This window comes from Bradyrhizobium sp. BLXBL-03 (assembly GCF_051853015.1).
GTDB lineage: Bacteria > Pseudomonadota > Alphaproteobacteria > Rhizobiales > Xanthobacteraceae > Bradyrhizobium > Bradyrhizobium manausense.
In genome coordinates this window covers 92,296-117,760 of sequence record NZ_CP182470.1, presented here as the reverse complement: position 1 = coordinate 117,760, position 25,465 = coordinate 92,296, and the positions used below count along the sequence as shown (strand labels likewise).

The following is a 25,465-nucleotide window of genomic DNA, read 5'->3' as shown; positions in this document are numbered from 1 at the left end:
GGAGGAACGCTATGAGCGCGAAAAAGCCCGTCATCGTCTATGGCGCGTCCGGCTACACCGGCCGGCTGGTCTGCGAATACTTACGCGAATACAACATCCCCTTCGTCGCTGCGGGGCGCAGCGCCGAGAAGCTCAACGCCGCGATGAAGGCGAACGTGGCCGGCATCGAGACCGCCGACTATGAGGTGGTCGAAGTGCCGCACACCGTGAGCGCACTGACGGAGTTGTTCAACGGCGCCTCCGTGGTGCTCAACACCGTGGGTCCCTTCGCCAAATTCGGCAACGAGGTGGTGCAGGCGTGTTGGGCTTCCCGATGCCACTACACCGACACCACGGGCGAGCAGGACTGGCTGATCACGCTCGAGCAGGAGTGGGGCACCAAGTTCGCCAATGCCGGCCTGCTGCTCGCGCCCGGCATCGCACAGATGTACACCACCGGCGAGATCGCAGCCCAGCTGTGCCTGGAGACGCCCGGCCTCGACACGCTTGATATTGCCGTGTTCTGGGGCGGCAGCCCGACCATCGCCTCGACCCAGACCATCCTGGTCAACGCCGCGATGGCCAAGGCTTACTACCTGGAGCAGAGCAAATATGTCGAGCACCAGCCCGACGCCGGCCTCTATAACCTCGCCATCCCCGGCCAGCATGAGTTGGCGCTGGCGCTGCCCTGGGGCGGCACCTCGCACCCCGTGTGGTTCAAGCGCGATCCGCGCGTGGCCAATGTGAAGGTGCTGGGCGGCGTGTTCAACCGCGCACTGATGCTGGGCGTGCCGCAGATCGTCGCCGCCGCGCTGGATGCGACCAAGGACATGAACCCCGACGACCGCTACGCCGCGTTGGCGCAGACCGCCGCCGGCGTGATGAACAAAATGCCGCCGCGTGAGAACCCGCGCGTCAACAAGTCGCTGGATTCGGTGCATGCCTCCGGTCCGCTGGGGCGCGCGCACTGCGTCATCAACGGCAACAGCAACTACAAGCAGACCGGCATGCTGCAGGCCTATGCGGCGGCGCACCTGCTGCAGCAGCCGCCCAAGCGCGTGGGCTTCGCCTCCGGCTGCCAGGCCTTCGGCCATCACGAGCTGCTCGGGCAATTGCGCAGTTTTGGTCTGGTCAGCAAGCCTGTTCTGACGGTGCACGATTAGGAGCGCGGCGGCGACGGCGATGTTTCTTTACCTCTCCCCATCGGGGAGAGGTCGATTTGCGCAGCAAATCGGGTGAGGGGGCGCGGCTCAACGAGAGACCGTAACCCCTCACCCGGCGCTCCGCGCCGACCTCTCCCAAGGGAGAGGTGGACCTTCGCCGCAGCTCGTAGCTAACCAACCTCACGATGCTTCGGGGGCGACCATGCGCTTCATCGACTATCTCGAGAAAGGCGCATCGCTCGGCGCCAATGCGCCGTGCCTGACCATGGACGGGCGAGATCTCAGCTATCGCGAGGTGCAGCAGCTCAGCTATCGCGTCGCGCGGGGGCTCGACCGGTCGGGCATCGCGCCCGGCGAGAAGGTTGCGATCCTCTCCGGCAACGATCCGGTCGCGTTTGCCTGCGTGTTCGGCATTTCCCGCGCGGGCGCGGTCTGGTGTCCGATCAATCCGCGCAACGAGGCGGCCGAAAACCGTGGCATCCTCGACCAATTCGACTGCAGCCTGCTGCTGTTTCATTCAAGCTTTGCGCCGATGGTGGCGGCCATGCGTGCAGAGCTGCCGAAGCTGCGCAAGCTCGTCTGTCTCGATGCCGAATTGCCCTTCGCGCCCTCGTTCGACAGCTGGCTCGCCGGCCTCCCCAACGATCCCTACCAGCGCGAGACCGTCGACGATCTCGCGATGATTCCCGGCACCGGCGGCACCACCGGCAAGCCGAAGGGCGTCATGCTGTCGGGCCGCAACATCGAGACCATGACGGCGCTGACGCTGATGGGTTATCCGTTCAAGGGCCGTCCGGTCTATCTCGCGCTCGCCCCGCTGACCCACGCGGCCGGCGTGCTGTGCTTTCCGATCATGGCGCTCGGTGGCCGCATCGTGATCATGCATCACCCCGACATCGCCGAATTCCTCGATTTGATCGAGCGCTACCATGTCACGCACACCTTCCTGCCGCCGACCGTGATCTACATGCTGCTCGATCATCCCAGGCTCGACTCCGCCAAGCTCGAATCGTTGCAATGTTTCTGGTACGGCGCGGCGCCGATCTCGGCCACGCGGCTTGCGGAGGCGCTCCGGCGCATCGGGCCGATGGCGCAGCTGTTCGGTCAGACCGAAGCGCCGATGATGATCTCGATGATGGCACCGGATGAGCATTACAATGCCGACGGCACCATCGCGATGGAGCGGCTCGCTTCGGCCGGGCGGATCAGTCCGCTGGTGCAGGCCGGCATCATGGATGGTGACGGCAATCTGCTGCCATCAGGCGCACGCGGCGAGATCGTGGTTCGCGGTTCGCTGGTGATGCAAGGCTATTACAAAAATCCTGAAGCCACGGCGGAGGCGTCGGCGCATGGCTGGCACCACACCGGCGACATCGGCTACATCGACGAGGACGGTTACCTCTATATCGTCGACCGCGCCAAGGACATGATCATAACAGGCGGGTTCAATGTCTACTCGATCGAGGTCGAGAACGCGCTGCGGGCGCATGAGGCGGTGCAGGATTGCGCCGTGATCGGGCTGGCCGACGAGAAATGGGGTGAGCGGATCGTCGCCGTGGTGCAGCCCCGCGCCGGCCAGAGCATCGATGCGACGGCGCTGGCAGCCTTCGTCAAGCAACGGATCGGCAGCGTCAAGACACCGAAGCAGATCGAGGTCTGGGACGATCTGCCGCGTTCCAAGGTCGGCAAGGTGCTGAAGCCGGATATTCGCGCACGGCTTGCAGGTCGTTCAGGCGGCTAAAGCCCGATGGGTGCAAGTTCAAGCGAGTTCGGCCGCACGATGTGGCTGCCTCTCCGCACGCGAGGCAGCGTGCCGCAGCCGGCTAATCCGAAAGCCGCTCCAGCACGTCGCGTATCAGCCCTTGCAGCAGATCGAGCTTGTAGGCCGTCATCGGCAATGGTTTGGCTCCCGAGGTCGCCGCTTTCGCCGCCGCTGCGATCGATGCCGCATCGGCAATCTGGCCATGAAGCGCGACTTCTGCGGCGGTGAGGCGAAGCGGCACGGGCGCGACTCCGCCGGCAGCGAGACGCACCAGCTGGAACTTGCCGCCTGTTATCACGACGCGGGCGCAGAGCTCCACCAGCGGCCATTCCGCATAGGTCCGGCTGATCGCGCGCTTGTAGGACGCGCGCTCGCCCTCGAGCGGAGCCGGAAGCGCAATGCTCCTGATCATCTCGCCTGCTGCGAGCGTGTGATCGGCGTGCGCGACCGAGCCATCGCCGAGCAGATCCGCGATCGAGAGTCCGCTGCGCCGGTCCGTGGCGATGGTCGCATCATAGGCGAGCAGGGCCGCGGCCATGGTGGAGGGATGCGGCGCGACGCACGGGCCGAGATCGAAGGCAACGCCATAGAGATGATTGCCCGAGCGGGCAGGGCAGGTGGTGCCGCCTTTCTTCAGGCAATCGATGTCGGCCCGGCGGAAGTACCAGCAGCGCGACCGCTGCGCGAGATTGCCGCCAAGCGTTGCGACCTGGCGCACCTGTGGCGTGGCGAGGCCTTGCGCGCTCGCCGCGATGCCGGGATAGGCAGCGGCGATGCGCGCGTCCGTTGCGATCGTGGCGATGGTGGTCAGCGCGCCGATCCGGGCTGCTCCGTTGGCGTCCCAGGTGATCGCCTTGTCGCCGCTGGCCGAGATATCGACCACCAATCCCTGCGACACGCCGCTGCGGCGGCGTTCGCTGAAATCGGTGCCTCCGGCGCGGAATTCAGGCGTGGGCCTGGCAGTCGGCCTGGCGGTCATGACGGCGACACTCATGCTGCATCCCTCCCCTTCAGCGCGGCCACCAGGCGATCGGGCCGGAACGGAATTTCGGTCAGTCTCACGCCGAGCGCATCGCGGATGGCGTTGGCGATCGCGGGCGAGGTCGGCACGGTGGCGACTTCGCCCATGCCGACGCTGCCACCGGGCACATGCTCGAAACCGGCCTCGTCGAAATGCACCTCCAGTTTCGGCATGTCGGCAATCCCCGGAATGCGGTAATCCTCCATGCTGCCGCTCAGGATGTGGCCGCTCAATGGATCAGTCTCCCGCGCCTCATAGAGTGCGTAGCCGATGCCCTGGATCACCGCGCCGGCGGCCTGGCTTCGCGCCAGCATCGGCGCGGCGAGCTTGCCGATCGAAAGGCCGGTATAGGCGTTGAGCACGCGCACATGGCCGAGCCAGGTGTCGACCTCGACTTCCATCACCTGCACCGAGCTCGGCACGCCGGCGCCGACCACCATGTGGTTCATCAGGCGCAGCACCCAACCGAACACCCGGCCCATGATGCCCGCCTCGTGCAGCGCGGGCCGGATGCCGGGCGGCGGCGTGCCGTCCTCCTGGCGTCTTGCCGACACGGCGATATCAGGGGAAGCCGCGATCATCTCGCGCCACGGCGCGTTCGAGCCCGGAGCGGGTGTGCGCGACGCGGTGCGCTTGATTTCCGCCTTCAGCTTGTCGATGGCGAGCAGGGTCGGCGGCACCACCGAGGCGGTGACGCGGCTGCCGCCGGAGCCCGGCCCTCGCGGCAGGTTGGAGCGGCCGATGCGAACCTCCACGTCCTGTGGCTCGAGATCGAACGCTTTCGCGACAGTGTTCGCGATCACGCTGCGCGTGCCCGTGCCGATATCCTGGACCGCGCAGCTTGCGACGATGCGGCCGCCCTTGACCGCGAGCTCGACCGAGGAGCCGGTCTGCCAGAGATAGAGCCAGTAGCCGGTGGCGACGCCGACGCCGCGCCGGTAGCGCCCTTCTTGCGCGGCGGCTGGCTTGCGGTTCTTCCAGACGTCGAGGCCGGCGGCCCAGTCGTATAGCCGCTGGCGGTTGGGATCGGGGTCCCAGCGCTTGCGCAGTTGGATCGGGTCGATCTTCATGCGCAGCGCGGCTTCATCAACCGCCTGCTCCAGCGCAAACGACATCGGCGGACCGCCGGGGCCGCGGAACGGCGCGCCGGGCGGCAAATTGCTCAGCACGTCGTAGTCGACGAGCTCTTTCGCGTCGGCCGGATAGATCAGCCGCGCCAAGCCCGCGATCAGCGAGTTCACGGCGGCGCCGGTATCGGCATGCGCGGTGAGCGACAGCGCCTTGAGGCGGCCTTCCGTCGAAGGCAGCAAGGACAGTTTCAGCTCGGCGGCAGGACGATAGCCGGCGACGGAAAGCTCCTCTTCGCGATCGAAGGCGACACGTACCGGCGCCTTGGCGGCGCGCGCGAGCTCGATCGCGGCGATGGTCTCGAGGCCAAGGCTGCCCTTGGAGCCGAAGCCGCCGCCGACATGATCGGCGATCACACGCACCTTGTCGTGCGGAAGGCCATAGCGCTTGGCGATCTTCTCCATGCTCTCGTGAATGGCCTGGGTCGAGATGTGCACGGTGAGCTGATCGCCGTCGAACCTGGCCACGGCGGCATGTGGTTCGAGGCTTGCGTGCTGTTGCGTCGAGACGCGGAAGGTTTCCTCGACCAGCAGCGGATTGCGTTGCGCCCGCGCTTCGTCAAGCCAGCTTTTGGCCTGCTTGGCTTTCTGCGAGAATGGCGCCGAAGGTCCGCGCACATTGCCCTTCCACGACACCGGAGCGCCGCCGGCGCCCTCGGACACGTTGCCGGCACGCTTGCGGTCCTTCTTGTCGAACACGATTGGCGCATCGTCGCGTCGCGCTGCATCGAGCCCGATCACCGCGGGGAAAGGCTCGGGCTTGAAGCTGATCGCGGCGATGGCCTGCAATGCGGTGCGGCGATCCCTGGCCGCGACGGCCGCAATCGGCGCGCCGACGAAGCGGACCATGTTGTCATCGTCGAGCAGGGGAACGACCGCGGCGACACCGGGAATAGTGCGTGCCGGCGCCAGGTCAAGGGAGGTGATCCTCGCATGCGCGACGTGCGCACGCAGGATGACGCCCTCGAGCTGGCCGTCATGGTGGATGTCGACGGTGTAGCGGGCCAGTCCCGTCACCTTGTCGCGGGCTTCCAGCCGCGGCGCGACGGGATCGTTGCCGTCGAAGCGGCCCGAACAAGCCTCCGCCACCGCGCGAAAAATGCCTTCATAAGCGCCGCAGCGGCAGAGATGCCCTGACAGCGCGGCGGCGATTTCCTCGCGCGAGGGCGTCGCCGTGCCCTTGGTGGCGCGCCAACTGTCATGGAAGGCGGTGGCTTCGACGACAAAGCCCGGCGTGCAGAAGCCGCATTGCAGAGCGTCGTGCGCCATGAACGCCTTCTGCACCGGATGCAATCCGGTGCTGCCTATGCCCTCGATGGTGGTCAGCGCTTTGCCGGCGGCCGCCTGCGCCGGCAACAGGCAGCTCACGACGGGCACGCCGTCGAGCAGCACGGTGCAGGCGCCGCAGACGCCGGAGCCGCAGACGAGCTTGGTGCCGGTGAGGCCGCCATCGCGGATCACGTCGATCAAGAGCGCATCCGGATCGTCTGGCAGCACCAGAGGCCTTCCATTGATGGTCGTGGCGGTCATCTTCGAACTCCCGTTTTGCGTGGGGACTTCTTCGCTGACGGCGCCATCGCGCCGGCGATCAGCATGCGCAGCATGGTCTCGAGCTGTTTCAGGAACGCCTCGAGCGGCTGCATGGCAGGGAAAGCGGATTTGGTGCCGTGGATCGCCATCTCGACGCAGCGCGCCAGCTCGCGCACGCTGACGCCGCTTGCGAGGGTGAGCTTTCGCTTGCGGCAGACCCGCGCGATCGTGGTCGCGATCTCGTCGGCGAAACGGCTGGAATAGCTCTGGTAGAGGTCGCGCGCCTGCGCGAGATGCTCGGAAAACAGCTCCTCGGTGTGGGGCGAGTCCTTGAGCGAAGCGAGCAGCGACTGCATCCGCGCGCCGATCTGGGCGACCAGGATGTCGGCGAGCCCGAGGCCCGCTTCTTCCGCCGCCTTCGCGGCCGCGATTTCGGCAGCGAGCCCCTGCTCGTAGAGCCGCTCGATCACGGCGCGAAACAGCGCCTCCTTGGAGGCGAAGTGATGATAGAGCGCCTGCCGCGTCAGCCCGGCTTCCTCCGCCGCCTGCTCGATCGAGGAGCGGCGGAAGCCGTGGCGACGGAACACGCGCATGGCGGCGTCGAGGATGCGATCCTGGGGAGGGGCCTTGGCCTGCATTTTGTCAGATTTGACAAATGTGAAGGAACTGTCAAATCACGGATTGATGACGGTTGCATGCGCGCGAGAGACGAGGCCTGGGTCCCGGTTCTGCGCCGCACCGCTTCGCGCTGCAGCGCGTCCGGGACAGGAGATTTCGGCGCGTCGCCGCCTCAAACTCTGTCATTGCCAGCGTAGCGAAGCAATCCAGGATCTTTCCACGGAGAGATTCTGGATTGCTTCGTCGCAAGTGCTCTTCGCAATGACGACGCGGAAGCTTCATCACCCAAAATGAAAACGGGCACGCCTTCCTGCGAAGGCATGCCCGTCAAAAATCTATTCGTGCGACGCTTGTCGCGCTCAGTGCACGCTCATCGCTTGCAGCTCGTTGCTCCAGGCGTTGGCGATTGCGGCTTCGCGGCTGTCGGTCAGCATGATCGGCGTGCCGTCGGCGGCGTGGAGCGCGAACAGCTTGAGGCCGGGCGCAATCTTCGGGGCTTCGGGGAACAGGCCGGGCACATCCTCGGAGCGGATCTGCTTCACATAGGCGATGTGGCCTTCGCCGAGGTTTGCCAGCGTCTCGGGTGAGACGTTCCTGGCTTCGTATTCGAACGCAACGTGACCTTCACTCATGGTCTCGACTCCTTCACAGAACTAAGCGGTCGAGTCCGCTACTCGTTCCATTATTCGTGCTCATTGATAGCGATTGTCTTAACGATCCTCTCCGGTTCTGGCCGGGCCAGGTCGATCGACAACAACCCGTTCTTCAGATCCGCACCCAGCACCAGCATCCCCTCTGCCAGCACGAAGGTGCGCTGGAAGTGGCGCGCGGCGATGCCGCGATGGATGTATTGCCGGGTCTTGTCGTCCTGCTGCCGCCCGCGAATGACGAGCTGGTTTTCCTCAATGGTTACATCGAGTTGGTCGCGGGTGAAGCCGGCGACCGCCAGCGTGATGCGCAAACGCTCGGGCTGGCCGTCCGATCGGTCGCACCTCTCGATATTGTAGGGAGGGTAGCCGTCGGCGCCTTTGACGACGCGATCGAGCACGCGCTCGATTTCGTCGAAGCCCAGAAGGAACGGACTGGAAAGCGTGGGAACACGAGACATAGTTTACAAAGTCCTCGCGGAAAGCGACTTTGGTGTTTCGGGGCCCCATCAAGGCACCCCTTGGTCAGCAATATGGGCATATCCCCGTGCGGGTTCAAGCACGTAGCAGCGGGCTGTGGATTCACTGCTTGCGCTGCCGCGCGGCGGTGCCGGATTTCCGGACGATTCTCCCAATGAAAACAGAGCCCCTTCTACTGTGCATGGGGTTGTTTTCGACAGGTTAGGCCGGGAGCCGATCAGACCTCGATCCGCGTCCGTCCATCGCCACTGAACAGATGCAGCTTGTTGCGGCCTGCGGCGACACGGATCCTCGCGCCGATCGCGGGCGCCTCGGTTCCGGGAATGCGGACGATGACCTCGCCCGGCGGCAGTTCGCCCGGGGTGGCCGCGACACGCTGCTCGTCCTGGGCCCGCGAGCCGTAGACGAAAGTCTCGGCGCCGACGCGCTCGATCGCGTCGACGGTCAGCGACAGCGCAACGCCGCCTGACGGCGTCTGGTCGGTGATGACGAGATCCTCGGGGCGGATGCCGAGGATGCCGGCCTCGCCTGCGGCGCCGCCGAGCTGCGACTTGATCTCGTCCTGGCGTGTCGACATCAGGTTCATCGGCGGTGCGCCGATGAATGAGGCGACGAAAGTGGTCGCCGGCTTCTCGTAGATCGCCAAGGGATTGCCGACCTGCTCGACCTGGCCGCCGTTCATCACCACCAGGATGTCGGCGAGCGTCATCGCCTCGAGCTGGTCGTGGGTGACGTAGATCGAAGTGACGTTGAGCCGGCGCTGCAATTTGCGGATCTCGACGCGCATCGAGATGCGCAGCTTGGCATCCAGGTTCGACAGCGGCTCGTCGAACAGGAACACCTTGGGCTGGCGCACGATGGCGCGGCCCATCGCGACGCGCTGGCGCTGGCCGCCGGAGAGCTGGCGCGGCTTGCGCTCCAGCATGGCGGAGAGCTCGAGCACCCGCGCGGCTTCCTCGACGCGGGTCTTGATCTCGGCTTCCGGCATGCCGCGATTGCGCAGGCCGTAGGCCATGTTGTTGAACACGCTCATATGCGGATAGAGCGCGTAGTTCTGGAACACCATCGCGATGTCGCGATCGGCGGGCTCGATTCCGTTGACGACCTTGCCGCCGATGTCGATCTCGCCGCCGGTGACGGTCTCGAGGCCGGCGACCATGCGGAGCAGCGTGGACTTGCCGCAACCGCTTGGTCCGACCAGCACGCAGAACTGGCCGTCGCCGACATCGACGTTGACGCCCTTGATGGCCTCGAAGCCGCCGCTGTAGGTCTTGCGGACGTTGCGCAGGGTGACGTTGGCCATCTCTCTTTACTTCTCCGTCTCGACCAGGCCGCGCACGAACAATTTCTGCATGGCGACGACGACGAACACCGGCGGCAGCATGGCCAGCACGGCGGTCGCCATCACGATCGGCCATTCGGTCAGCGCATCGTTGGTGGTCATCATCTTGCGGATGCCGATCTGGATGGTCTGCATGTCGTCGCGCGTGGTGATGAGCAGCGGCCAGAGATATTGATTCCAGCCGAGAATGAAGAGGATCACGAACAGCGCCGCCATGTTGGTGCGCGACAGCGGCAGCAGCGTATCCCAGAAGAAGCGCAAGGGACCGGCGCCGTCGATCCGCGAGGCCTCCAGCAATTCATCCGGCACGGTCATGAAGAATTGGCGGAACAGCAGCGTCGCCGTCGCCGACGCGATCAGCGGCAGCGCCAGGCCCGCATAGCTGTCGAGCATGTGCAAATCGGCGACGATCTTGTAGGTCGGATAGATGCGCACCTCGACCGGCAGCATCAGGGTGATGAAGATGATCCAGAAGATCGCCATCCGGAACGGAAAGCGGAAATACACGATCGCATAGGCCGAGATGATCGAGATCGCGATCTTGCCGATCGCGATCGCCAGCGCCATCACCAGCGAATTGAACATCATGTTGCCGACGGGCTCGCGGGTCGAGCCGCTCGTGCCGACGAAAATCGTCTGGTAATAGACCTCGAAGAAATGGCCGCCCGGGAGCAGGGACATCTGGCCGTTGGCGATCAACGCGTTGTCCTGGGTCGACGCGACAAAGGCCACGTAGACCGGAAAGGCGACGATCGCGATCCCGATCCAGAGGATGATGTGGGCGACGTAACGCCTGAAGCCCTCTTGCTCGACCATCAGTAGGTCACCTTGCGTTCGACGAAGCGGAACTGGATTCCGGTGAGCACGATCACCATGATCATCAGGATCACCGATTGCGCCGCCGAGCTGCCGAGATTTCCGCCGATCAGACCGTCATTATAGACCTTGTAGACCAGCGTGACGGTCGAGGTGCCGGGGCCACCGCGGGTCATGGTGTCAATGATGCCGAAGGTGTCGAAGAAGGCGTAGACGATGTTGACGACCAGCAGGAAGAAGATGGTGGGCGACAGCAGCGGGAAGGTCACGGTCCAGAACCGCCGCATCGGGCGCGCGCCGTCGATCGCGGCGGCCTCGAGCACGCTTTTCGGAATGGCCGCGAGCCCTGCGAGGAAGAACAGGAAATTATAGGAGATCTGCTTCCAGGCGGCGGCGAGGATGACGAGTGTCGCGGCCTGGTTGCCGTCGAGCAGCGGATTCCATTCAATGCCGGCGGCGCGCAAATAGCGCGAGAGCACGCCGAGCGAGGGATGCAGCATGAACACCCAGAGCACGCCAACCACCGGCGGCGCCACCGCATAGGGCCAGATCAGCAGCGTGCGATACACCGCGCCGCCGCGCAAGGGCTTGTCCGCCATCACCGCGAGCAGCAGCGCGACCGAGAGCGAGGACGTCGCGATCGCGAACGAGAAGAAGAAGGTGCGGACGACGGTCTCGAAATAGGCGGGCTCGCTGAACAGCTCGAGATAATTCTCGAACCAGACGAAGCTCGTCGAGAGCCCGAACGCGTCCTGGAGCAGGAACGACTGGATCACGGCCTGCAAGGCCGGCCAGTAGAAGAAAATCAGGACGATCGCGAGTTGCGGGGCAACCAGCGCGTAAGGCAGCAGCTTTGATTGGAAAATCGCTTGCTTTTGCATGATGGGGTAGCGCGGGCGGGCCGCTGGTCGATGCGGCCCGCCGGCGCCTTCGCCTTATTTTACGGCGGTCTTCTCGAACTGGCGCAGCATGGTGTTGCCGCGCTCGACCGAGGCGTCGAGCGCCTGCTTGGCGGTCTTCTTGCCGGCGAGCGCCTGCTCGATCTCTTCCGCCCAGACGTCGCGCAGCTGGACCATGTTGCCGAGGCGCAAGCCGCGCGAATTCTCGGTCGGCTCCTTGTTGGTCAGCTCGAGCAGCGGGGTCTCGAGATAGGGCTGATCCTTGTAGAAGCCCTCGGCCTTAGCCTTCTCGTAGGCGGCCTTGGTGATCGGCAGATAGCCCGAGGCCTTGTGGATGTAGACCTGGCGATCGGTGTCCGACAGGAAGGTCAGGAATTTCGCGACGCCCTTGTACTCGTCGGCCGACTTGCCGCCCATCACCCAGAGCGAGGCACCGCCGATGATCGAGTTCTGCGGCGCGCCCTTGACGTCGGGATAGTAAGGCATCGGAACGGCGGTGAAGTTGAACTTGGCCTGCGCCTTGACGTTGCCGAAGAAGGCCGACGAGGTCAGGTAGATCGCGCACTCGCCCGAGGTGAAGCGGCCTTCGCCCTGGTTGGTGCGGCCGGCGTAGTCGTAGGTCTTGTCCTTCTGCAGCTCGACCAGTTTCTCGAGATGCTTCTCCTGCAGCGGTGCGTTGAACTCGAGCTTGGTGTCGAAGCCGTCAAGGCCGTTCGCCTTGCTGGCGAGCGGCACGTTGTGCCAGGCAGAGAGCTGCTCGAGATTGACCCAGGTGACCCAGGAGTTGGAGAAGCCGCAGGTCGGATGGCCGTTGTCGTGCAGCTTCTTGGCGACCTCGAACACTTCGGGCCAGGTCTTCGGGATCTCGGCATTGACCTTCTTCAGCTCGTCGAGATTGACCCACATGACTGTCGACGACGAGTTGAACGGGAAGGACAGCATTTCGCCCTTCGAGGTCGAGTAGTAGCCGGTGATCGCGGACAGATAGGCCTTCGGATCGAACTTCTCGCCGGCGTCGGCCATCAGCTTGTAGACCGGCTTCACGGCGCCGGTCGCGGCCATCATGGTCGCGGTGCCGACCTCGAACACCTGCATGATATGCGGCGCATTGCCGGCGCGGAACGCGGCGATGCCGGCGTTCATGGTGTCGGGATAGCTGCCCTTGTAGGTCGGGATGACCTTGTAGTCGCTCTGCGCCGCGTTGAAGTCGTTGGCGAGCTTGACGATGACGTCGTTGTTCGCACCGGTCATCGCGTGCCACCACTGGATTTCAGTCACGGCCAGCGCCGGCGAAGCCGTCATGCCGACCGCGATTGCGACAGCGGCAGCCGCCCCAAAGAATCGAAGAGCCATCAAGAATCCTCCCTCAGCCGTCAATAAAGAAGCGCTTGCGCTAGCAGCGCCATATGACGTTCACATGACTGTGTAAGCGGCCGAAACGAAAGCGGCAAGCGCCGGAAAAGGGAAGTCGTCAAATAGGCGAACGCGCCGCGCAACGGCGGGCGTTCGCGGTGCACACCAATGCCCGCGCCGCACTGCGGCATCACGCGTCGGATGCGGCAGTTGGGCCTAGCGCTTGCGCTCGGGCCCGCAGACCACGCCGCTCTCGACCATCGCGTCGATCTCCGACCTTGAGTAGCCGAACTCGCCCAGCACCTCCTGGGAGTGCTGGCTGAACTTCGGCGGCAGCCGGCGCAGGCTCGGCTTGCTGCGATCGAGCCGGATCGGCGAAGCCACGCCCTTGTACCAGTCCTTCTCGATGACATCGCCGCGGGCGACGGTGTGCGGATTGGTCAGCGCCTGGTCGATCTTCTGCACGGGACCTGCGGGCAGGCCCGCGGCGAGCAGGCGATTGCATAGCGGCTCGGCCTCGTGCTGGCTGAACACCGCGGCCAGCTCGGCGCGCAGCGCCTCGCGATTGGCGATGCGGTCCTTGTTGCGGGCAAAGCGCGGGTCGGTGCCGAGCTCGGGCTTGCCGATCTCCTTGGCGAGCTTGCGGAAGGTGCCGTCATTGCCGACGCCGATGAAGATGTTGTCGGTCTTGGTCGGGAAGATCGCGTACGGCACGAGGTTCGGGTGCTCGTTGCCGGTGAGGCCAGGCGGCTTGCCATGCATGAAATAATTCGCGGTGTGGGGATGCATGATGGCAAGGCCGGTCTCGTACAGCGTCGTCTCCAGGAACTGGCCCTTGCCGGAGCGTTGCCGCTCGGACAGCGCCATCAGGATGCCGATCGCGGCGTAGAGGCCTGTGGTGATGTCGACCAGGGGCACGCCGATCCGCATCGGGCCGCTCTCGGGCGATCCGGTCGCCGCGATCATTCCGGTCATGGCCTGGATGATGGCGTCATAGCCGGGATTGCCGCCGCGCGGGCCGTCGGCGCCGAAGCCGCAGATCCGGCAATGCACGAGGCGCGGAAATTTCTGGGCGAGCACATCGTTGCCGATGCCCCATTTCTCCAGCGTGCCCGGCTTGAAATTCTCGATCAGGACGTCGGCCGTCTCCAGCATCTTGAGCAGCACGAGGCGGCCGCCTTCGGAGGCGAGGTCGAGACCGATCGAGCGCTTGTTTCTGTTGATGCCGATGAAATAGGCCGCGTCGTCGTCGTGGAAGGGAGGACCCCAGTCGCGCACCTCGTCGCCCGCGGGCGGCTCGACCTTGATCACGTCGGCGCCGTGGTCGGCGAGGATCTGGGTGCAATAGGGGCCACCAAGCACGCGCGTGAGATCGATGACGCGCAGTCCGCTCATTGCGCCTGTGTCAGTCATGCCTTGCTTCCCTGTGTCGATATTGATCACAGGCCTAGCGAGGTTCGAACGCGCCAGCAATGGCCTGTCGCGTGGGGGCGTATGCGTCGCCGCGCAATCCCGCAGCGTGGGAAATCTCGCGGAAGCGGCCGGCCCGAGAGGGATCCCGGGCCAGCCATTCACCGTCGGGATCAGACGACGGTCAAGCGAACGTCGACATTACCGCGCGTCGCGTTGGAGTAAGGGCACACCTGGTGCGCCTTCTCGACCAGCGCTTCGGCGTCCGCACGGGACAGGCCCGGCAGCGAGACGGCGAGATCAATGTCGAGGCCGAAGCCGCCGGCCGAGCGCGGGCCGATGCCGACCGTCGAGGTCACGGAGGCGTCGGCGGGAACCTTCGGGCCGCCCTGCGAGGCCACGAACTTCATGGCGCCGATAAAGCAGGCGGCATAGCCGGCCGCAAACAGCTGCTCGGGATTGTTGCCGGCGCCGCCGCCGCCGCCGAGTTCCTTCGGCGTGGTCAGCTTGACGTCGAGCGCGCCGTCGAGGGTCGCAGCATGGCCGTCACGGCCGCCGGTGGCTTTCGCGCTGGTCTTGTAAAGGACGTTCACGGACATTTTCGTCTCCCTGAGGGGCTTCGGTTGGGGTGCGGTCTGTATTGCAAACAATTAGATTGTGCGCAATTGAAATCCGCATGCCTCACATTTAATTGTTCGCAATTGAATGTAGGCCCGCCCGGTCCCACAATGCGGGCCAGTCTCAAGAGATTCTCTATGGCCCGGAAATCAGCGACCCTCGATCCGCAACGCCTCGACAACCAGATCTGCTTCGCGGTCTATTCGGCCGCGCACGCCTTTAACCGCGTCTACAAGCCGCTGCTCGACCGCCTCGGCCTCACCTATCCGCAATATCTTGTCATGCTGGTGCTGTGGGAGCGCGATGACGTGCCGGTGAAGGATATCGGCGAAAGGCTGTTTCTGGATTCAGGCACGCTGACGCCGCTCCTGAAGCGGCTCGAGGCCGCGCACCTGGTCAAGCGCACGCGCTCGAGCGAGGACGAGCGCCAGGTCCTGATCGCCCTGACCCCGCAGGGGCATGCGCTGAGGGAGAAAGCGCGCAGCGTGCCGCAATCGATCCTCGCGGCGTCGGATTGCACGGTGTCGGAGCTGGTCGCGATGAAAGACGAGATTGTCGCGCTGAGGGATCGGTTGAATGCGGTGATTGGGGAGTAGGCCCGCGAACGCGCACGGTCAGAAATGCTTCTTGGCGAACGCGCGACCAGAGCCAGATTTCAGATATCGCTCGAATGCGGCAGCTCGTGCAGCGTCGTCGAAAGCGAAATACGTGCGAATTCGCCAAGGGCCGTATTTTGACGTGTGCGGCACCTCGCCAGCATTGTGTTTTGCCAGGCGCGCCCGCAGATCATCGGTGATGCCGACATAGAAGTGCTCGGAATCGAGACTTTCGAGGATATAGACGTATTTCAACCTGCTTCCTCCCCAGAGGGTAGGATAGCAGATCTGAGACACGTTTAGGATGTTGTTGGCGATAGGGCAGACAGCGTGGATATCAGCCCCAGTCCGCCGTCGCCCTTCGGGCTATGGCGGGACAGCCTTCGCTCACTTCGCTACGAGGGACTTCCTCAGGCTTGCCCAGCCGAAGCTCGCGAAGCGAGCGAAGGCTGGTGGAGCCAGGCGGGATCGAACCGCCGACCTCTTGCATGCCATGCAAGCGCTCTCCCAGCTGAGCTATGGCCCCTTAACCCTTGGGATGATCCTGGGGGATCACTCCCGACCGGCGAGCCTTCCGACTCGCGCGGTGCACCCTTTTTCACAGATCAGGACTGATCTCAAGTCTCTTCATCGCCCCCGACATCACCAATGATGTCGGTCACGTCCTCATCGCCCTCTTCTTCGTCGGCAATGAAGGTCGAATCATCGTCATCGTCGTCGTCGAGGGTCTCGTCGACCTCGATATCGTCCTCGGATTCGGGCACGACGGCTTTGACCTTGCCGGTGTTCTCCTCGGCATCGGCCTCCTCGAGCGAGACCAACTCTTCGTTCTCGGCCGGCTCCGGCGCGGTGTCCGCAGCTGCAGCGTGGCGGGCCTCGGCCCCGCGGGTGCCGCGGGCGGGCGCCACAGGCGCGATCGGCACAACCTCGCCGGTATAGGGCGAGATCACCGGATTCTTGTTGAGGTCATAGAACTTCTTGCCCGTGGTCGGGCAAATACGTTTGGTTCCGAGTTCGGACTTGGCCACGGCAGAGGAATCCTGGGATGTCTGAAAAGCGGTGTTTCACTTGGCTAGTTGGCGGCCCGCTGTCAATAGCGCATTACGGGAGAAAGACATGCTCGTGACGGCGGGGAGGCCATGTGGTAGTGCCCGCCAGCCTCCGAGGCGCAGCCAAGGACACAATCTTGACCCATTCCGACAAGCCGACACCCCTGAAGTCGAGCCCAAGCGGTCCCCTGACCGGAAAAGTACGGGTACCCGGAGACAAGTCGATCTCCCACCGTGCCCTCATCCTGGGCGCGCTGGCAGTCGGAGAGACCCGCATTACGGGCCTGCTCGAGGGCGAGGACGTCCTCAACACCGCCAAGTCCATGCAGGCCCTCGGCGCGAAGGTCGAGCGCACCGGCGACTTCGCCTGGAAAGTGAATGGCGTGGGTGTCGGCGGCTTTGCCCAGCCCAAGGCGGCGCTGGATTTCGGCAACTCCGGCACCGGTTGCCGGCTGGTCATGGGCGCCGTTGCCGGCTGCCCGATCTCGGCTGACTTCGACGGCGATGCCTCGCTGCGCAGCCGCCCGATGCGCCGGATCCTCGATCCGCTCGAAAAGATGGGCGCCAAGGTCGTCTCTGGCGGCGAGGGCGGCCGCCTGCCCTTGACCATCCAGGGCGCGCGCGATCCGCTGCCGATCACCTACAAGACCCCGGTCGCCTCCGCTCAGATCAAGTCGGCGGTGCTGCTGGCCGGCCTCGCCGCGCCGGGCACCACCACCGTGATCGAGAGCGAGGCCAGCCGCGACCACACCGAGCTGATGCTGAAGCATTTCGGCGCCGACATCACCTCGGTCGCCGAGGGCGCTCACGGCCGCCGCATCACGCTGGTCGGCCAGCCCGAGCTGCATGGCGCGACCGTCATCGTGCCCGCCGATCCCTCGTCTGCAGCTTTTCCTGTCGTCGCGGCGCTGATCGTCGAAGGCTCCGACATCGTTCTGTCCGACGTGATGACCAATCCGCTGCGCACCGGCCTGTTCACGACGCTGCGTGAAATGGGCGCGTCGATCGAGGAAAGCGAAATGCGCGGTGATGCCGGCGAGCCGATGGCACGCCTGCGCGTGCGCGCCTCAAAGCTGCGCGGCGTCGAGGTGCCGCCGGAGCGCGCGCCCTCGATGATCGACGAGTATCTGGTGCTGGCCGTGGCGGCGTCGTTTGCCGAAGGCACCACCATCATGCGGGGCCTGCAGGAGCTGCGCGTCAAGGAATCCGACCGGCTCGAGGCCACCGCCGCGATGCTCCGCGTCAACGGCGTCAAGGTCGAGGTCTCCGGCGACGACCTGATCGTCGAGGGGCGCGGCCATGTGCCCGGCGGCGGGACTGTCGCCACCCATATGGATCACCGCATCGCGATGTCTGCGCTGGTGATGGGCTGCGCCTCCGACCAGCCGGTGATCGTCGACGACACCGCCTTCATCGCCACGAGTTTCCCTGACTTCATTCCGATGATGCGTTCCCTTGGGGCCGAGTTTTCATGATTATCGCCATCGATGGTCCCGCGGCCTCGGGCAAAGGCACGCTCGGCAAGCGCCTCGCCCATCATTATGGCTATCGTCACCTCGATACCGGCGTGATCTACCGCGCGGTGGCCTATGCCCTGATGCAGTCCGGCACCGATCTCCACGACGAGGCCGCGGCGGTGCAGGCCGCCTTGGAACTCGATCCCGAAAAGTTCGGCAATCCCGCCCTGAAGACCCAGGAGGCCGGTGAGGGCGCCTCGATCGTCTCGGCGATCCCCAAAGTCCGTGAGGTCCTGGTCAATTTCCAGCGGCAATTCGCCGCCGACCCGCCCGGGGCGGTGCTGGACGGAAGGGACATTGGAACCGTGATCTGCCCCCATGCCGACGTGAAAATCTTCGTCGTGGCCGACCCCAGGGTCCGCGCTCGCCGGCGCACCATGGAGGCCAGGGCGCGGGGCGAGGACGCGGACGAGGCGGCCGTGCTCGCCGACATCATCCGGCGCGACGAACGGGACAAGAACCGGCCGATTGCGCCTTTAAAACCGGCCCCGGATGCTTACTTGCTAGATAACTCCCAACTGGATATAGAAGGCGGCGTCCGGGCCGCGATCGACATTATCGAGGCTGTCCGAGCGGGCCGGTCGCGGGGTTAAGCCGCAGCCGTCATTGGAGGAAGTGCCCGCTCCCGCTCTTTGAGGTCGATACTCTCGGTCCCTGTTTGGGGATCGACGCGATCCAGGCTCCGGACACAACGATTTCCACGTATCGAACGCGCGGGCCTCTGCCGGCCCGCTTCCGCTGTTTCGGTTTCAGGCCGGAGCAGCGAGCGGTCGCTCGAAGGTCTTGCGGACCTTCCGACACTGCGCGCGCGATACGCCCATGAACCCAACGGCCGGCAAGACATCCGCAACTGGAGAACAAATGGCTTCGACTTCCGCTGATACCTATAGCCCGTCGCGTGACGATTTCGCCGCGATGCTCGACGAGTCCTTCGCGGGTGGCAACCTGCAGGAGAGCTCGGTCGTCAAGGGCAAGGTGGTTGCAATTGAAAAGGACATGGCCGTCATCGACGTCGGCCTGAAGACCGAAGGCCGCGTTGCGCTGCGCGAATTTTCCGGCCCCGGCCGTGACAGCGAAATCAAGGTTGGCGACGAGGTGGAAGTGTTCCTCGATCGCATCGAGAACGCCCTCGGCGAGGCCGTGCTGTCGCGCGACAAGGCGCGCCGCGAAGAGAGCTGGGGCAAGCTGGAGAAGGCGTTCCAGAACAACGAGAAGGTCACGGGCGTCATCTTCAACCAGGTCAAGGGCGGCTTCACCGTCGACCTCGACGGTGCCGTTGCCTTCCTGCCGCGTTCGCAGGTCGACATCCGTCCGATCCGCGACGTTGCGCCGCTGATGAACAACGCGCAGCCGTTCCAGATCCTCAAGATGGACCGCCGCCGCGGCAACATCGTCGTCTCCCGCCGCACGGTGCTCGAAGAGACCCGCGCCGAGCAGCGTCAGGAGCTGGTGCAGAACCTCGAAGAGGGTCAGGTCATCGACGGCGTGGTCAAGAACATCACCGATTACGGTGCGTTCGTTGATCTCGGCGGCATCGACGGCCTGCTGCACGTCACCGACATCGCGTGGCGCCGCGTCAACCACCCGACCGAGGTGCTCTCGATCGGCCAGACCGTGAAGGTCAAGATCATCAAGATCAACCACGAGACGCACCGCATCTCGCTGGGCATGAAGCAGCTGCTGGACGATCCGTGGCAGGGCATCGAAGCCAAGTACCCGCTGGGTGCCCGCTTCACCGGCCGCGTCACCAACATCACCGACTACGGTGCGTTCGTCGAGCTCGAGCCGGGCATCGAAGGCCTGATCCACGTCTCCGAGATGTCGTGGACCAAGAAGAACATGCACCCCGGCAAGATCGTGTCGACCTCGCAGGAAGTCGACGTGCAGGTGCTGGAAGTGGATTCCGTCAAGCGCCGTATCTCGCTCGGCCTCAAGCAGACCATGCGCAACCCGTGGGAGGTCTTCGTCGAAGGTCACCCGACCGGTTCGGTGGTCGAGGGCGAGGTCAAGAACAAGACCGAGTTCGGTCTGTTCCTGGGCCTCGAGGGCGACGTCGACGGCATGGTCCACCTCTCCGACCTCGACTGGAAGCTTCCGGGCGAGCAGGTGATCGACAACTACAAGAAGGGCGACATGGTGAAGGCCGTGGTGCTCGATGTGGACGTCGAGAAGGAGCGCATCTCGCTCGGCATCAAGCAGCTCGAAGGCGACCCCTTCGCCGAGCCGGGCGATGTCAAGAAGGGCGCGGTCGTGACCTGCGAAGTGCTCGAAGTGAAGGAGAGCGGTATCGAGGTGAAGATCGCCGGGACCGACTTCTCGACCTTCATCAAGCGCTCGGAGCTCGCGCGTGACCGCAACGACCAGCGCGCCGAACGCTTCGCGGTCGGCGAGAAGGTCGATGCCCGCGTGATCCAGTTCGACAAGAAGGCCCGCAAGGTCCAGGTGTCGATCAAGGCGCTCGAGGTCGCCGAAGAGAAGGAAGCCATCGCGCAGTACGGCTCCTCGGATTCGGGTGCGACGCTCGGCGACATCCTGGGCACCGCGCTCAAGAACCGCGACAGCAAGTAAGCGAAACGCTGGTTTCGCTGACATCGAAGCCCCGGCTCTGGCCGGGGCTTTTTTGTTGGTGCCCGTAGCCCGGATGGAGCACAGCGAAATCCGGGACAGTCTTCCGTGCGGCAGAACCCGGATTGCGCTGCGCTGCATCCGGGCTACGCAGCCACAGCCTTGTTTTCTTCAAATTGCGCCGCAATTGATGTATCGAGACGAGCTGAGGGTCACAATGTGACCGCACAACGCCAGCGGCCTTTCATTTGGAGATATCTCGATGTCGCTCGATTCGGACATCATCGTCGATCGCCGCAAGATCCGCCGCAAGCTGACGTTCTGGCGCGTGGTGGCCGCGCTGATCGCGATCGCCGCGATCGCGGGCTTTGCGCTGATCGCAACGCCCGGTGCGCGCGGCAGCTTCGTCTCCGCCGGCTCCATCGCGCGTGTGCAGATCGAGGGCCTGATCCGCAGCGATGCCGAGCGCACGCGGGCGCTGGAGCGGCTGGAGAATTCGCAGGCCGCCGCCGTGATCGTTCACGTCAACTCGCCCGGCGGCACCACCGCCGGCTCCGAGCAGCTCTATGATTCCTTGATGCGCCTGAAGGCGAAGAAGCCGCTGGTCGTGGTGGTCGAGGGCCTTGCGGCCTCCGGCGGCTACATCACCGCGATCGCGAGCGACCACATCATCGCCCAGCAGAGCTCGCTGGTCGGCTCGATTGGGGTGCTGTTCCAGTTCCCCAACGTCGCCGAGCTCCTGAAGACCATCGGCGTCAAGGTCGAGGAGGTAAAATCCACGCCGCTCAAGGCCGCGCCCAACGGCTTTGAGCCGACCAGCCCGGAAGCGCGCGCCGCACTGGATGCGCTGGTGAAGGATTCCTATGCCTGGTTCAAGGATCTGGTGAAGCAGCGCCGTGGCATGGATGACACGCAGCTCGAAAAAGTCGTCGATGGCCGTGTCTTCACCGGCCGCCAGGCCATCGATCTCAAGCTGATTGATCAGCTCGGCGACGAGAAGACCGCGGTCACCTGGCTGGAGGAACAGAAAGGCGTCAAGAAGGGTCTTTCCGTGCGCGATTACAAGCTCGAGCCGCGCTTTGGCGACCTGACCCTCTTCAAGACGGCGGCCTCAGTGACCCTGGAAGCGCTTGGATTCAGCGCGATTGCGCATCAAATCGAGCAAACCGGCGTCGTGCAGGCGGTTGATCGTGCCGGGCTGGATGGAATGCTGGCGCTGTGGCAGCCGGCCGCGTCCAATTGAGCTGAAACTGACGGAACCGCGCGAGCTCCGGACCCTTTTCCCGTCCGGCGGGTGGCTTTGCAGCCCGCTTTTTCGGCAAATGTCACGCACTTTCACGACGCCTACCCTTCATTTAGCGTCTTGACAGATCAAGGCATTTTCACGGAAATGGTCATCCGCACGCTTCCGGGTCCTATCTCTCGATGATCAAATCCGAACTTGTTCAGCGTATCGCCGAGCACAACCCGCATCTGTACCAGCGGGATGTCGAGAACATTGTGAATGCGATTCTCGAAGAGATCGTAGCGGCACTCGCGCGCGGTGACCGCGTCGAGCTGCGCGGCTTCGGCGCTTTCTCGGTCAAGCATCGCCCCGCCCGCGCCGGTCGCAATCCGCGCACCGGCGCGCATGTCCCCGTCGATCAGAAGAGCGTTCCGTTCTTCAAGACCGGCAAGGAAATGCGCGAGCGGCTTAACCGCGACCATCCCGATCCAGGCGCGCCCGATTAGGTCTGTCGTCCGGGTTTGGCCGAACCGCCGTTTGATGCGGCGGCAGGTGATTCAAGGCGAGCGACACGCGATGCGAAAGTTTCTGACCTGGCTGTTCGTGACTCCGCTGGTCCTGATCCTGGTGACCTTTGCGGCCGCCAACCGGCATGAGGTCACCGTCTCCTTCGATCCCTTCATGGCGAAGGATCCGGCGCTGTCGCGCGACATTCCGTTGTTCCTGCTGCTGATCCTGACGGCTGCCTTGGGCGTCGTGGTCGGCGGCTGCGCGGTCTGGTTCGGCCAGCGGCACTGGCGCCGCGCCGCACGCCGGCATGAGGCGGATGCCCGGGCCGCGCGGGGCGAGTTGGCCGGGCTGCGGGCTCAGGCGGCAGCGGCCAAGCCCGAGGCCCAGCGCCTCCCGGTGCCCTCAGGAGTGGGCCTTTACGGGCCTATCGGGCGAGACAAGCAGCGCGCGACGTTGTAGAAGCGGCCCGAACTGAAAAGCCCGTTTCCCGGCCGCCGCTTGCGGCCTCCAACTGCTTTGAGGCCATGTCCCTGCTCGTCAAGATCTGCGGCCTGTCCACGCGCGAGACGCTTCAAACGGCGCTCGACGCGGGCGCCGACATGGTGGGGTTCGTGTTCTTTCCGCCCTCGCCGCGGCACGTCTCGTTGGAGACGGGACGCGATCTCGGCCGGCAGGTGAAAAAGCGCGCGCTGAAAGTGGCGCTCACGGTCGATGCCGACGATGCCACGCTCGACAACATCATGGACGCGCTGTCGCCTGACATCTTCCAGCTCCACGGCCAGGAGAGCGTGGCGCGGTTGCGTGACATCAAGCAGAGGTTCGGCCGCCCGGTGATGAAGGCGGTGCCGGTCGCGGCCGCGGCCGATCTCGCCGTGCTGCCCGGTTACGCCGCGGTCGCCGACCGCATCCTGTTCGACGCCCGTGCGCCGAAGGACGCCACAAGGCCTGGCGGCCTGGGGGAGCCGTTCGACTGGCACCTGCTCGAAAATCTCGATCTCAAGCTGCCCTATATGGTCTCGGGCGGGCTTCACGCCGGCAATGTTGTCGAAGCCCTGCGCGTCACCGGCGCCGGCGGCGTCGACGTGTCCTCCGGCGTCGAGAGCGCTCCCGGCGTGAAAGATCCTGAAATGATCGAGGCCTTCATTCGCGCCGCGCGCGCCACTCAAGAGTTGAGCGTTCGATGACCATCGCCAAACCAAATTCCTATCGCAGCGGGCCCGACGAGCGCGGCCATTTCGGCATTTTCGGCGGACGCTTCGTCGCCGAAACCCTGATGCCGCTGATCCTCGATCTGGAGAAGGCCTACACCGCGGCCAAGGCCGATCCGGCCTTCCAGGCCGAGATGAACGGCTATCTCAAGAACTATGTCGGCCGGCCCTCGCCGTTGTATTTTGCCGAGCGTCTCACCGAACATCTCGGCGGCGCCAAGATTTACCTCAAGCGCGAAGAGCTCAACCACACCGGCTCGCACAAGGTGAACAACGTGCTCGGCCAGATCATGCTGGCGCGGCGCATGGGCAAGAAGCGCATCATCGCCGAGACCGGTGCCGGACAGCACGGTGTCGCCACCGCGACGCTGTGCGCGCGCTTCGGCCTCGAATGCGTCGTCTATATGGGCGCCGTCGACGTCGAACGGCAGCAGCCCAACGTGATCCGCATGGAGATGCTGGGCGCAAAGGTGTTCCCGGTGCAGTCGGGCACGCGCACGCTGAAGGACGCCATGAACGAGGCCCTGCGCGATTGGGTCACCAACGTGCACAACACCTTCTATTGCATCGGCACGGTGGCGGGCCCGCATCCCTATCCGACGCTGGTGCGCGACTTCCAGTCGATCATCGGTGTCGAGACCAAGACGCAGATGCAGGAGGTCGAGGGACGCCTGCCGGATTCGCTGGTCGCCTGCATCGGCGGCGGCTCCAATGCGATGGGCCTGTTCCATCCGTTCCTCGACGATCCCAGCGTCGAGATCTTCGGCGTCGAAGCCGCAGGCCACGGCCTCACGCAGCTGCATGCGGCCTCGATCGCGGGCGGCCGCCCCGGCGTGCTCCACGGCAACCGCACTTATCTCCTGATGGATGCCGACGGCCAGATCCAGGACGCGCATTCGATCTCGGCCGGCCTCGACTATCCTGGCATCGGCCCCGAGCATTCCTGGCTGCACGAGGTCGGCCGCGTCAATTATCTCTCCGCGACCGATGACGAAGCGCTTGCCGCGTTCCAGCTGCTCTCCAGGCTCGAAGGCATCATCCCCGCGCTCGAGCCCGCCCACGCCATCGCCAAGGTGATGGAGCTCGCGCCGCAGCGGCCGAAAGACCACCTGATGGTCGTCAATCTCTCCGGCCGCGGCGACAAGGACGTCCCGCAGGTCGGCGACATCCTGAAGGGCAAGAGCAAGTGACCACGCGTATCGACACCCGTTTTGCCGAGCTGAAGAAGCAGGGCCGCTCGGCCTTTGTCACCTATGTGATGGCCGGCGATCCTGATCCGGCGACGTCGCTCGAGATCGTCAAGGCGCTGCCCAAGGCCGGCGCCGAAATCATCGAGCTCGGCATTCCCTTCACCGATCCGATGGCGGATGGGCCCTCGATCCAGGCGGCAGGTCTGCGCGCGCTCAAGGTCGGCATGACCTTGAAGAAGACGCTGGAGCTGGTGCGCGACTTCCGCAAGGATGACAATGCCACGCCGCTGGTGCTGATGGGCTATTACAATCCGATCTACATTTACGGCGTCGACAAGTTCCTGGCCGATGCCAAGGCTGCAGGCGTCGACGGCCTCATCATCGTCGATCTGCCGCCGGAGGAAGACGACGAGCTCTGCATTCCCGCGCTGAAGGCGGGCCTCAACTTCATTCGCCTGGCGACCCCGACTACCGACGACAAGCGCCTGCCCGCGGTGCTCGCGAACACGTCAGGCTTTGTCTATTACGTCTCGATCGCCGGCATCACCGGTGCAGCGGCGGCGGATGCGAATGTCGTCGGAGACGCCGTCGCGCGCATCAAGCGGCATACCGGCTTGCCCATTTGCGTCGGCTTTGGCATCCGGACGCCGGAGGCGGCGCGCGCCATCGCCGAGAAGGCCGATGGTTCGGTGGTCGGCACTGCCTTGGTCGACGCGCTCAGGAACAGCCTCGATGCGGAAGGGCGGGCGACCGCCAAAACCGTTGACGCCGTGGCCCAGCTGACCGCAGCCCTGGCCCGGGGCGTCAAGGGCGCCAAACAAGCGGCCGAATAGGCCATAA

At 64.8% G+C, this 25,465-nt stretch carries 25 protein-coding genes and 1 tRNA gene; 12 read left to right on the top strand and 14 right to left on the bottom strand.

The window, feature by feature from the left end:
- The first annotated feature begins 11 nt into the window (after nucleotides 1-11).
- Together ACNJX9_RS00510 and ACNJX9_RS00505 are read left to right on the top strand one after the other, a co-directional pair.
- Nucleotides 12-1,142 (top strand): DUF5938 domain-containing protein, encoded by a 1,131-nt coding sequence (locus ACNJX9_RS00510; protein WP_439407505.1) that lies wholly within the window; start codon nucleotides 12-14, stop codon nucleotides 1,140-1,142.
- 202 nt (nucleotides 1,143-1,344) lie between these two features.
- Nucleotides 1,345-2,883, top strand: a complete 1,539-nt coding sequence (locus tag ACNJX9_RS00505) for an AMP-binding protein (protein WP_439407504.1) — start codon at nucleotides 1,345-1,347, stop codon at nucleotides 2,881-2,883.
- A gap of 82 nt (nucleotides 2,884-2,965) precedes the next feature.
- Here the strand turns inward: ACNJX9_RS00505 and ACNJX9_RS00500 are convergent, their stop codons facing one another.
- From ACNJX9_RS00500 to ACNJX9_RS00450, 11 genes are all read right to left on the bottom strand, one after another.
- Nucleotides 2,966-3,898, bottom strand: a complete 933-nt coding sequence (locus ACNJX9_RS00500) for an FAD binding domain-containing protein (protein WP_439407503.1) — start codon at nucleotides 3,896-3,898, stop codon at nucleotides 2,966-2,968.
- The gene (locus tag ACNJX9_RS00495) at nucleotides 3,895-6,582 is read right to left on the bottom strand and encodes a molybdopterin-dependent oxidoreductase (RefSeq protein WP_439407502.1); all 2,688 of its coding nucleotides are present in this window, start codon (nucleotides 6,580-6,582) and stop codon (nucleotides 3,895-3,897) included. The genes ACNJX9_RS00500 and ACNJX9_RS00495 overlap by 4 nt, the downstream gene beginning before the upstream one ends.
- Nucleotides 6,579-7,220: a TetR/AcrR family transcriptional regulator gene (locus ACNJX9_RS00490; RefSeq protein WP_439407501.1), complete on the bottom strand. Its 642-nt coding sequence runs from the start codon at nucleotides 7,218-7,220 to the stop codon at nucleotides 6,579-6,581. The genes ACNJX9_RS00495 and ACNJX9_RS00490 overlap by 4 nt, the downstream gene beginning before the upstream one ends.
- A 339-nt stretch (nucleotides 7,221-7,559) precedes the next feature.
- Nucleotides 7,560-7,832 carry a DUF1150 family protein gene (locus tag ACNJX9_RS00485; protein ID WP_057752251.1) on the bottom strand — a complete coding sequence of 91 codons (273 nt, stop codon included), beginning with the start codon at nucleotides 7,830-7,832 and terminating at the stop codon, nucleotides 7,560-7,562.
- A 50-nt stretch (nucleotides 7,833-7,882) separates the two neighbouring features.
- Nucleotides 7,883-8,308: an Hsp20 family protein gene (locus ACNJX9_RS00480; protein WP_011083554.1), complete on the bottom strand. Its 426-nt coding sequence runs from the start codon at nucleotides 8,306-8,308 to the stop codon at nucleotides 7,883-7,885.
- A gap of 236 nt (nucleotides 8,309-8,544) precedes the next feature.
- Nucleotides 8,545-9,630, bottom strand: a complete 1,086-nt coding sequence (locus ACNJX9_RS00475; RefSeq protein WP_439407500.1) for a sn-glycerol-3-phosphate import ATP-binding protein UgpC — start codon at nucleotides 9,628-9,630, stop codon at nucleotides 8,545-8,547.
- A gap of 6 nt (nucleotides 9,631-9,636) precedes the next feature.
- Complete coding sequence (ugpE, locus tag ACNJX9_RS00470) at nucleotides 9,637-10,485, bottom strand: sn-glycerol-3-phosphate ABC transporter permease UgpE (RefSeq protein ID WP_057752257.1); 849 nt, start codon at nucleotides 10,483-10,485, stop codon at nucleotides 9,637-9,639.
- Complete coding sequence (gene ugpA, locus ACNJX9_RS00465) at nucleotides 10,485-11,366, bottom strand: sn-glycerol-3-phosphate ABC transporter permease UgpA (protein ID WP_057752260.1); 882 nt, start codon at nucleotides 11,364-11,366, stop codon at nucleotides 10,485-10,487. Before ugpA ends, ugpE begins: the two co-directional genes overlap by 1 nt.
- A 54-nt stretch (nucleotides 11,367-11,420) precedes the next feature.
- Nucleotides 11,421-12,737: a sn-glycerol-3-phosphate ABC transporter substrate-binding protein UgpB gene (gene ugpB, locus ACNJX9_RS00460; RefSeq protein WP_057752261.1), complete on the bottom strand. Its 1,317-nt coding sequence runs from the start codon at nucleotides 12,735-12,737 to the stop codon at nucleotides 11,421-11,423.
- Nucleotides 12,738-12,953: 216 nt separating this feature from the next.
- Complete coding sequence (locus tag ACNJX9_RS00455) at nucleotides 12,954-14,150, bottom strand: CaiB/BaiF CoA transferase family protein (RefSeq protein ID WP_439407499.1); 1,197 nt, start codon at nucleotides 14,148-14,150, stop codon at nucleotides 12,954-12,956.
- 170 nt (nucleotides 14,151-14,320) lie between these two features.
- The gene (locus tag ACNJX9_RS00450) at nucleotides 14,321-14,746 is read right to left on the bottom strand and encodes an organic hydroperoxide resistance protein (protein WP_194478699.1); all 426 of its coding nucleotides are present in this window, start codon (nucleotides 14,744-14,746) and stop codon (nucleotides 14,321-14,323) included.
- A 156-nt stretch (nucleotides 14,747-14,902) separates the two neighbouring features.
- Here ACNJX9_RS00450 and ACNJX9_RS00445 point away from each other — a divergent pair, with 156 nt between their 5' ends.
- The gene (locus ACNJX9_RS00445; RefSeq protein WP_439407498.1) at nucleotides 14,903-15,361 is read left to right on the top strand and encodes a MarR family winged helix-turn-helix transcriptional regulator; all 459 of its coding nucleotides are present in this window, start codon (nucleotides 14,903-14,905) and stop codon (nucleotides 15,359-15,361) included.
- Nucleotides 15,362-15,379: 18 nt separating this feature from the next.
- Here the strand turns inward: ACNJX9_RS00445 and ACNJX9_RS00440 are convergent, their stop codons facing one another.
- The 3 genes from ACNJX9_RS00440 to ACNJX9_RS00430 all read right to left on the bottom strand — a co-directional run bounded on the left by ACNJX9_RS00440 (nucleotide 15,380) and on the right by ACNJX9_RS00430 (nucleotide 16,389).
- Nucleotides 15,380-15,616 carry a GIY-YIG nuclease family protein gene (locus ACNJX9_RS00440; RefSeq protein ID WP_271620205.1) on the bottom strand — a complete coding sequence of 79 codons (237 nt, stop codon included), beginning with the start codon at nucleotides 15,614-15,616 and terminating at the stop codon, nucleotides 15,380-15,382.
- A 195-nt stretch (nucleotides 15,617-15,811) separates the two neighbouring features.
- Nucleotides 15,812-15,887, bottom strand: a tRNA-Ala gene (locus ACNJX9_RS00435).
- A 91-nt stretch (nucleotides 15,888-15,978) separates the two neighbouring features.
- The gene (locus ACNJX9_RS00430) at nucleotides 15,979-16,389 is read right to left on the bottom strand and encodes a TIGR02300 family protein (RefSeq protein ID WP_057752270.1); all 411 of its coding nucleotides are present in this window, start codon (nucleotides 16,387-16,389) and stop codon (nucleotides 15,979-15,981) included.
- A gap of 158 nt (nucleotides 16,390-16,547) precedes the next feature.
- On the opposite strand from ACNJX9_RS00430, the gene aroA reads away from it, so the two are divergent.
- From aroA to trpA, 9 genes are all read left to right on the top strand, one after another.
- Nucleotides 16,548-17,885, top strand: coding sequence for a 3-phosphoshikimate 1-carboxyvinyltransferase (aroA, locus tag ACNJX9_RS00425; protein ID WP_439407497.1), 1,338 nt, complete (start codon nucleotides 16,548-16,550; stop codon nucleotides 17,883-17,885).
- Nucleotides 17,882-18,520 carry a (d)CMP kinase gene (gene cmk / locus ACNJX9_RS00420; protein ID WP_057752273.1) on the top strand — a complete coding sequence of 213 codons (639 nt, stop codon included), beginning with the start codon at nucleotides 17,882-17,884 and terminating at the stop codon, nucleotides 18,518-18,520. The genes aroA and cmk overlap by 4 nt, the downstream gene beginning before the upstream one ends.
- Before the next feature lie 268 nt (nucleotides 18,521-18,788).
- Nucleotides 18,789-20,495 (top strand): 30S ribosomal protein S1, encoded by a 1,707-nt coding sequence (gene rpsA / locus ACNJX9_RS00415; protein WP_057752276.1) that lies wholly within the window; start codon nucleotides 18,789-18,791, stop codon nucleotides 20,493-20,495.
- A 259-nt stretch (nucleotides 20,496-20,754) separates the two neighbouring features.
- Nucleotides 20,755-21,735, top strand: coding sequence for a signal peptide peptidase SppA (gene sppA / locus ACNJX9_RS00410; RefSeq protein WP_057752279.1), 981 nt, complete (start codon nucleotides 20,755-20,757; stop codon nucleotides 21,733-21,735).
- A gap of 182 nt (nucleotides 21,736-21,917) precedes the next feature.
- Nucleotides 21,918-22,223 carry an integration host factor subunit beta gene (locus ACNJX9_RS00405; RefSeq protein ID WP_007598410.1) on the top strand — a complete coding sequence of 102 codons (306 nt, stop codon included), beginning with the start codon at nucleotides 21,918-21,920 and terminating at the stop codon, nucleotides 22,221-22,223.
- 70 nt (nucleotides 22,224-22,293) lie between these two features.
- On the top strand, nucleotides 22,294-22,686 hold the full coding sequence (locus ACNJX9_RS00400; RefSeq protein ID WP_057752378.1) for a lipopolysaccharide assembly protein LapA domain-containing protein: 393 nt from the start codon (nucleotides 22,294-22,296) through the stop codon (nucleotides 22,684-22,686).
- A gap of 65 nt (nucleotides 22,687-22,751) precedes the next feature.
- Nucleotides 22,752-23,411: a phosphoribosylanthranilate isomerase gene (locus ACNJX9_RS00395; protein ID WP_057752282.1), complete on the top strand. Its 660-nt coding sequence runs from the start codon at nucleotides 22,752-22,754 to the stop codon at nucleotides 23,409-23,411.
- Entirely contained in the window at nucleotides 23,408-24,625 is a 1,218-nt protein-coding gene (trpB, locus tag ACNJX9_RS00390; RefSeq protein ID WP_057752285.1) for a tryptophan synthase subunit beta, read from the top strand. Before ACNJX9_RS00395 ends, trpB begins: the two co-directional genes overlap by 4 nt.
- The gene (gene trpA / locus ACNJX9_RS00385; RefSeq protein ID WP_439407496.1) at nucleotides 24,622-25,458 is read left to right on the top strand and encodes a tryptophan synthase subunit alpha; all 837 of its coding nucleotides are present in this window, start codon (nucleotides 24,622-24,624) and stop codon (nucleotides 25,456-25,458) included. The genes trpB and trpA overlap by 4 nt, the downstream gene beginning before the upstream one ends.
- Nucleotides 25,459-25,465: the final 7 nt, after the last annotated feature.

Excerpts from the sequence above, each read along its gene's own strand:
- ACNJX9_RS00510 (WP_439407505.1), top strand. The coding sequence starts at position 12 with ATGAGCGCGAAAAAGCCCGTCATCGTCTATGGCGCGTCCGGCTACACC.
- ACNJX9_RS00505 (WP_439407504.1), top strand. The coding sequence starts at position 1,345 with ATGCGCTTCATCGACTATCTCGAGAAAGGCGCATCGCTCGGCGCCAAT.
- ACNJX9_RS00500 (WP_439407503.1), bottom strand. The coding sequence starts at position 3,898 with ATGAGTGTCGCCGTCATGACCGCCAGGCCGACTGCCAGGCCCACGCCT.
- ACNJX9_RS00495 (WP_439407502.1), bottom strand. The coding sequence starts at position 6,582 with ATGACCGCCACGACCATCAATGGAAGGCCTCTGGTGCTGCCAGACGAT.
- ACNJX9_RS00490 (WP_439407501.1), bottom strand. The coding sequence starts at position 7,220 with ATGCAGGCCAAGGCCCCTCCCCAGGATCGCATCCTCGACGCCGCCATG.
- ACNJX9_RS00485 (WP_057752251.1), bottom strand. The coding sequence starts at position 7,832 with ATGAGTGAAGGTCACGTTGCGTTCGAATACGAAGCCAGGAACGTCTCA.
- ACNJX9_RS00480 (WP_011083554.1), bottom strand. The coding sequence starts at position 8,308 with ATGTCTCGTGTTCCCACGCTTTCCAGTCCGTTCCTTCTGGGCTTCGAC.
- ACNJX9_RS00475 (WP_439407500.1), bottom strand. The coding sequence starts at position 9,630 with ATGGCCAACGTCACCCTGCGCAACGTCCGCAAGACCTACAGCGGCGGC.
- ugpE (WP_057752257.1), bottom strand. The coding sequence starts at position 10,485 with ATGGTCGAGCAAGAGGGCTTCAGGCGTTACGTCGCCCACATCATCCTC.
- ugpA (WP_057752260.1), bottom strand. The coding sequence starts at position 11,366 with ATGCAAAAGCAAGCGATTTTCCAATCAAAGCTGCTGCCTTACGCGCTG.
- ugpB (WP_057752261.1), bottom strand. The coding sequence starts at position 12,737 with ATGGCTCTTCGATTCTTTGGGGCGGCTGCCGCTGTCGCAATCGCGGTC.
- ACNJX9_RS00455 (WP_439407499.1), bottom strand. The coding sequence starts at position 14,150 with ATGACTGACACAGGCGCAATGAGCGGACTGCGCGTCATCGATCTCACG.
- ACNJX9_RS00450 (WP_194478699.1), bottom strand. The coding sequence starts at position 14,746 with ATGTCCGTGAACGTCCTTTACAAGACCAGCGCGAAAGCCACCGGCGGC.
- ACNJX9_RS00445 (WP_439407498.1), top strand. The coding sequence starts at position 14,903 with ATGGCCCGGAAATCAGCGACCCTCGATCCGCAACGCCTCGACAACCAG.
- cmk (WP_057752273.1), top strand. The coding sequence starts at position 17,882 with ATGATTATCGCCATCGATGGTCCCGCGGCCTCGGGCAAAGGCACGCTC.
- rpsA (WP_057752276.1), top strand. The coding sequence starts at position 18,789 with ATGGCTTCGACTTCCGCTGATACCTATAGCCCGTCGCGTGACGATTTC.
- sppA (WP_057752279.1), top strand. The coding sequence starts at position 20,755 with ATGTCGCTCGATTCGGACATCATCGTCGATCGCCGCAAGATCCGCCGC.
- ACNJX9_RS00405 (WP_007598410.1), top strand. The coding sequence starts at position 21,918 with ATGATCAAATCCGAACTTGTTCAGCGTATCGCCGAGCACAACCCGCAT.
- ACNJX9_RS00400 (WP_057752378.1), top strand. The coding sequence starts at position 22,294 with ATGCGAAAGTTTCTGACCTGGCTGTTCGTGACTCCGCTGGTCCTGATC.
- ACNJX9_RS00395 (WP_057752282.1), top strand. The coding sequence starts at position 22,752 with ATGTCCCTGCTCGTCAAGATCTGCGGCCTGTCCACGCGCGAGACGCTT.
- trpB (WP_057752285.1), top strand. The coding sequence starts at position 23,408 with ATGACCATCGCCAAACCAAATTCCTATCGCAGCGGGCCCGACGAGCGC.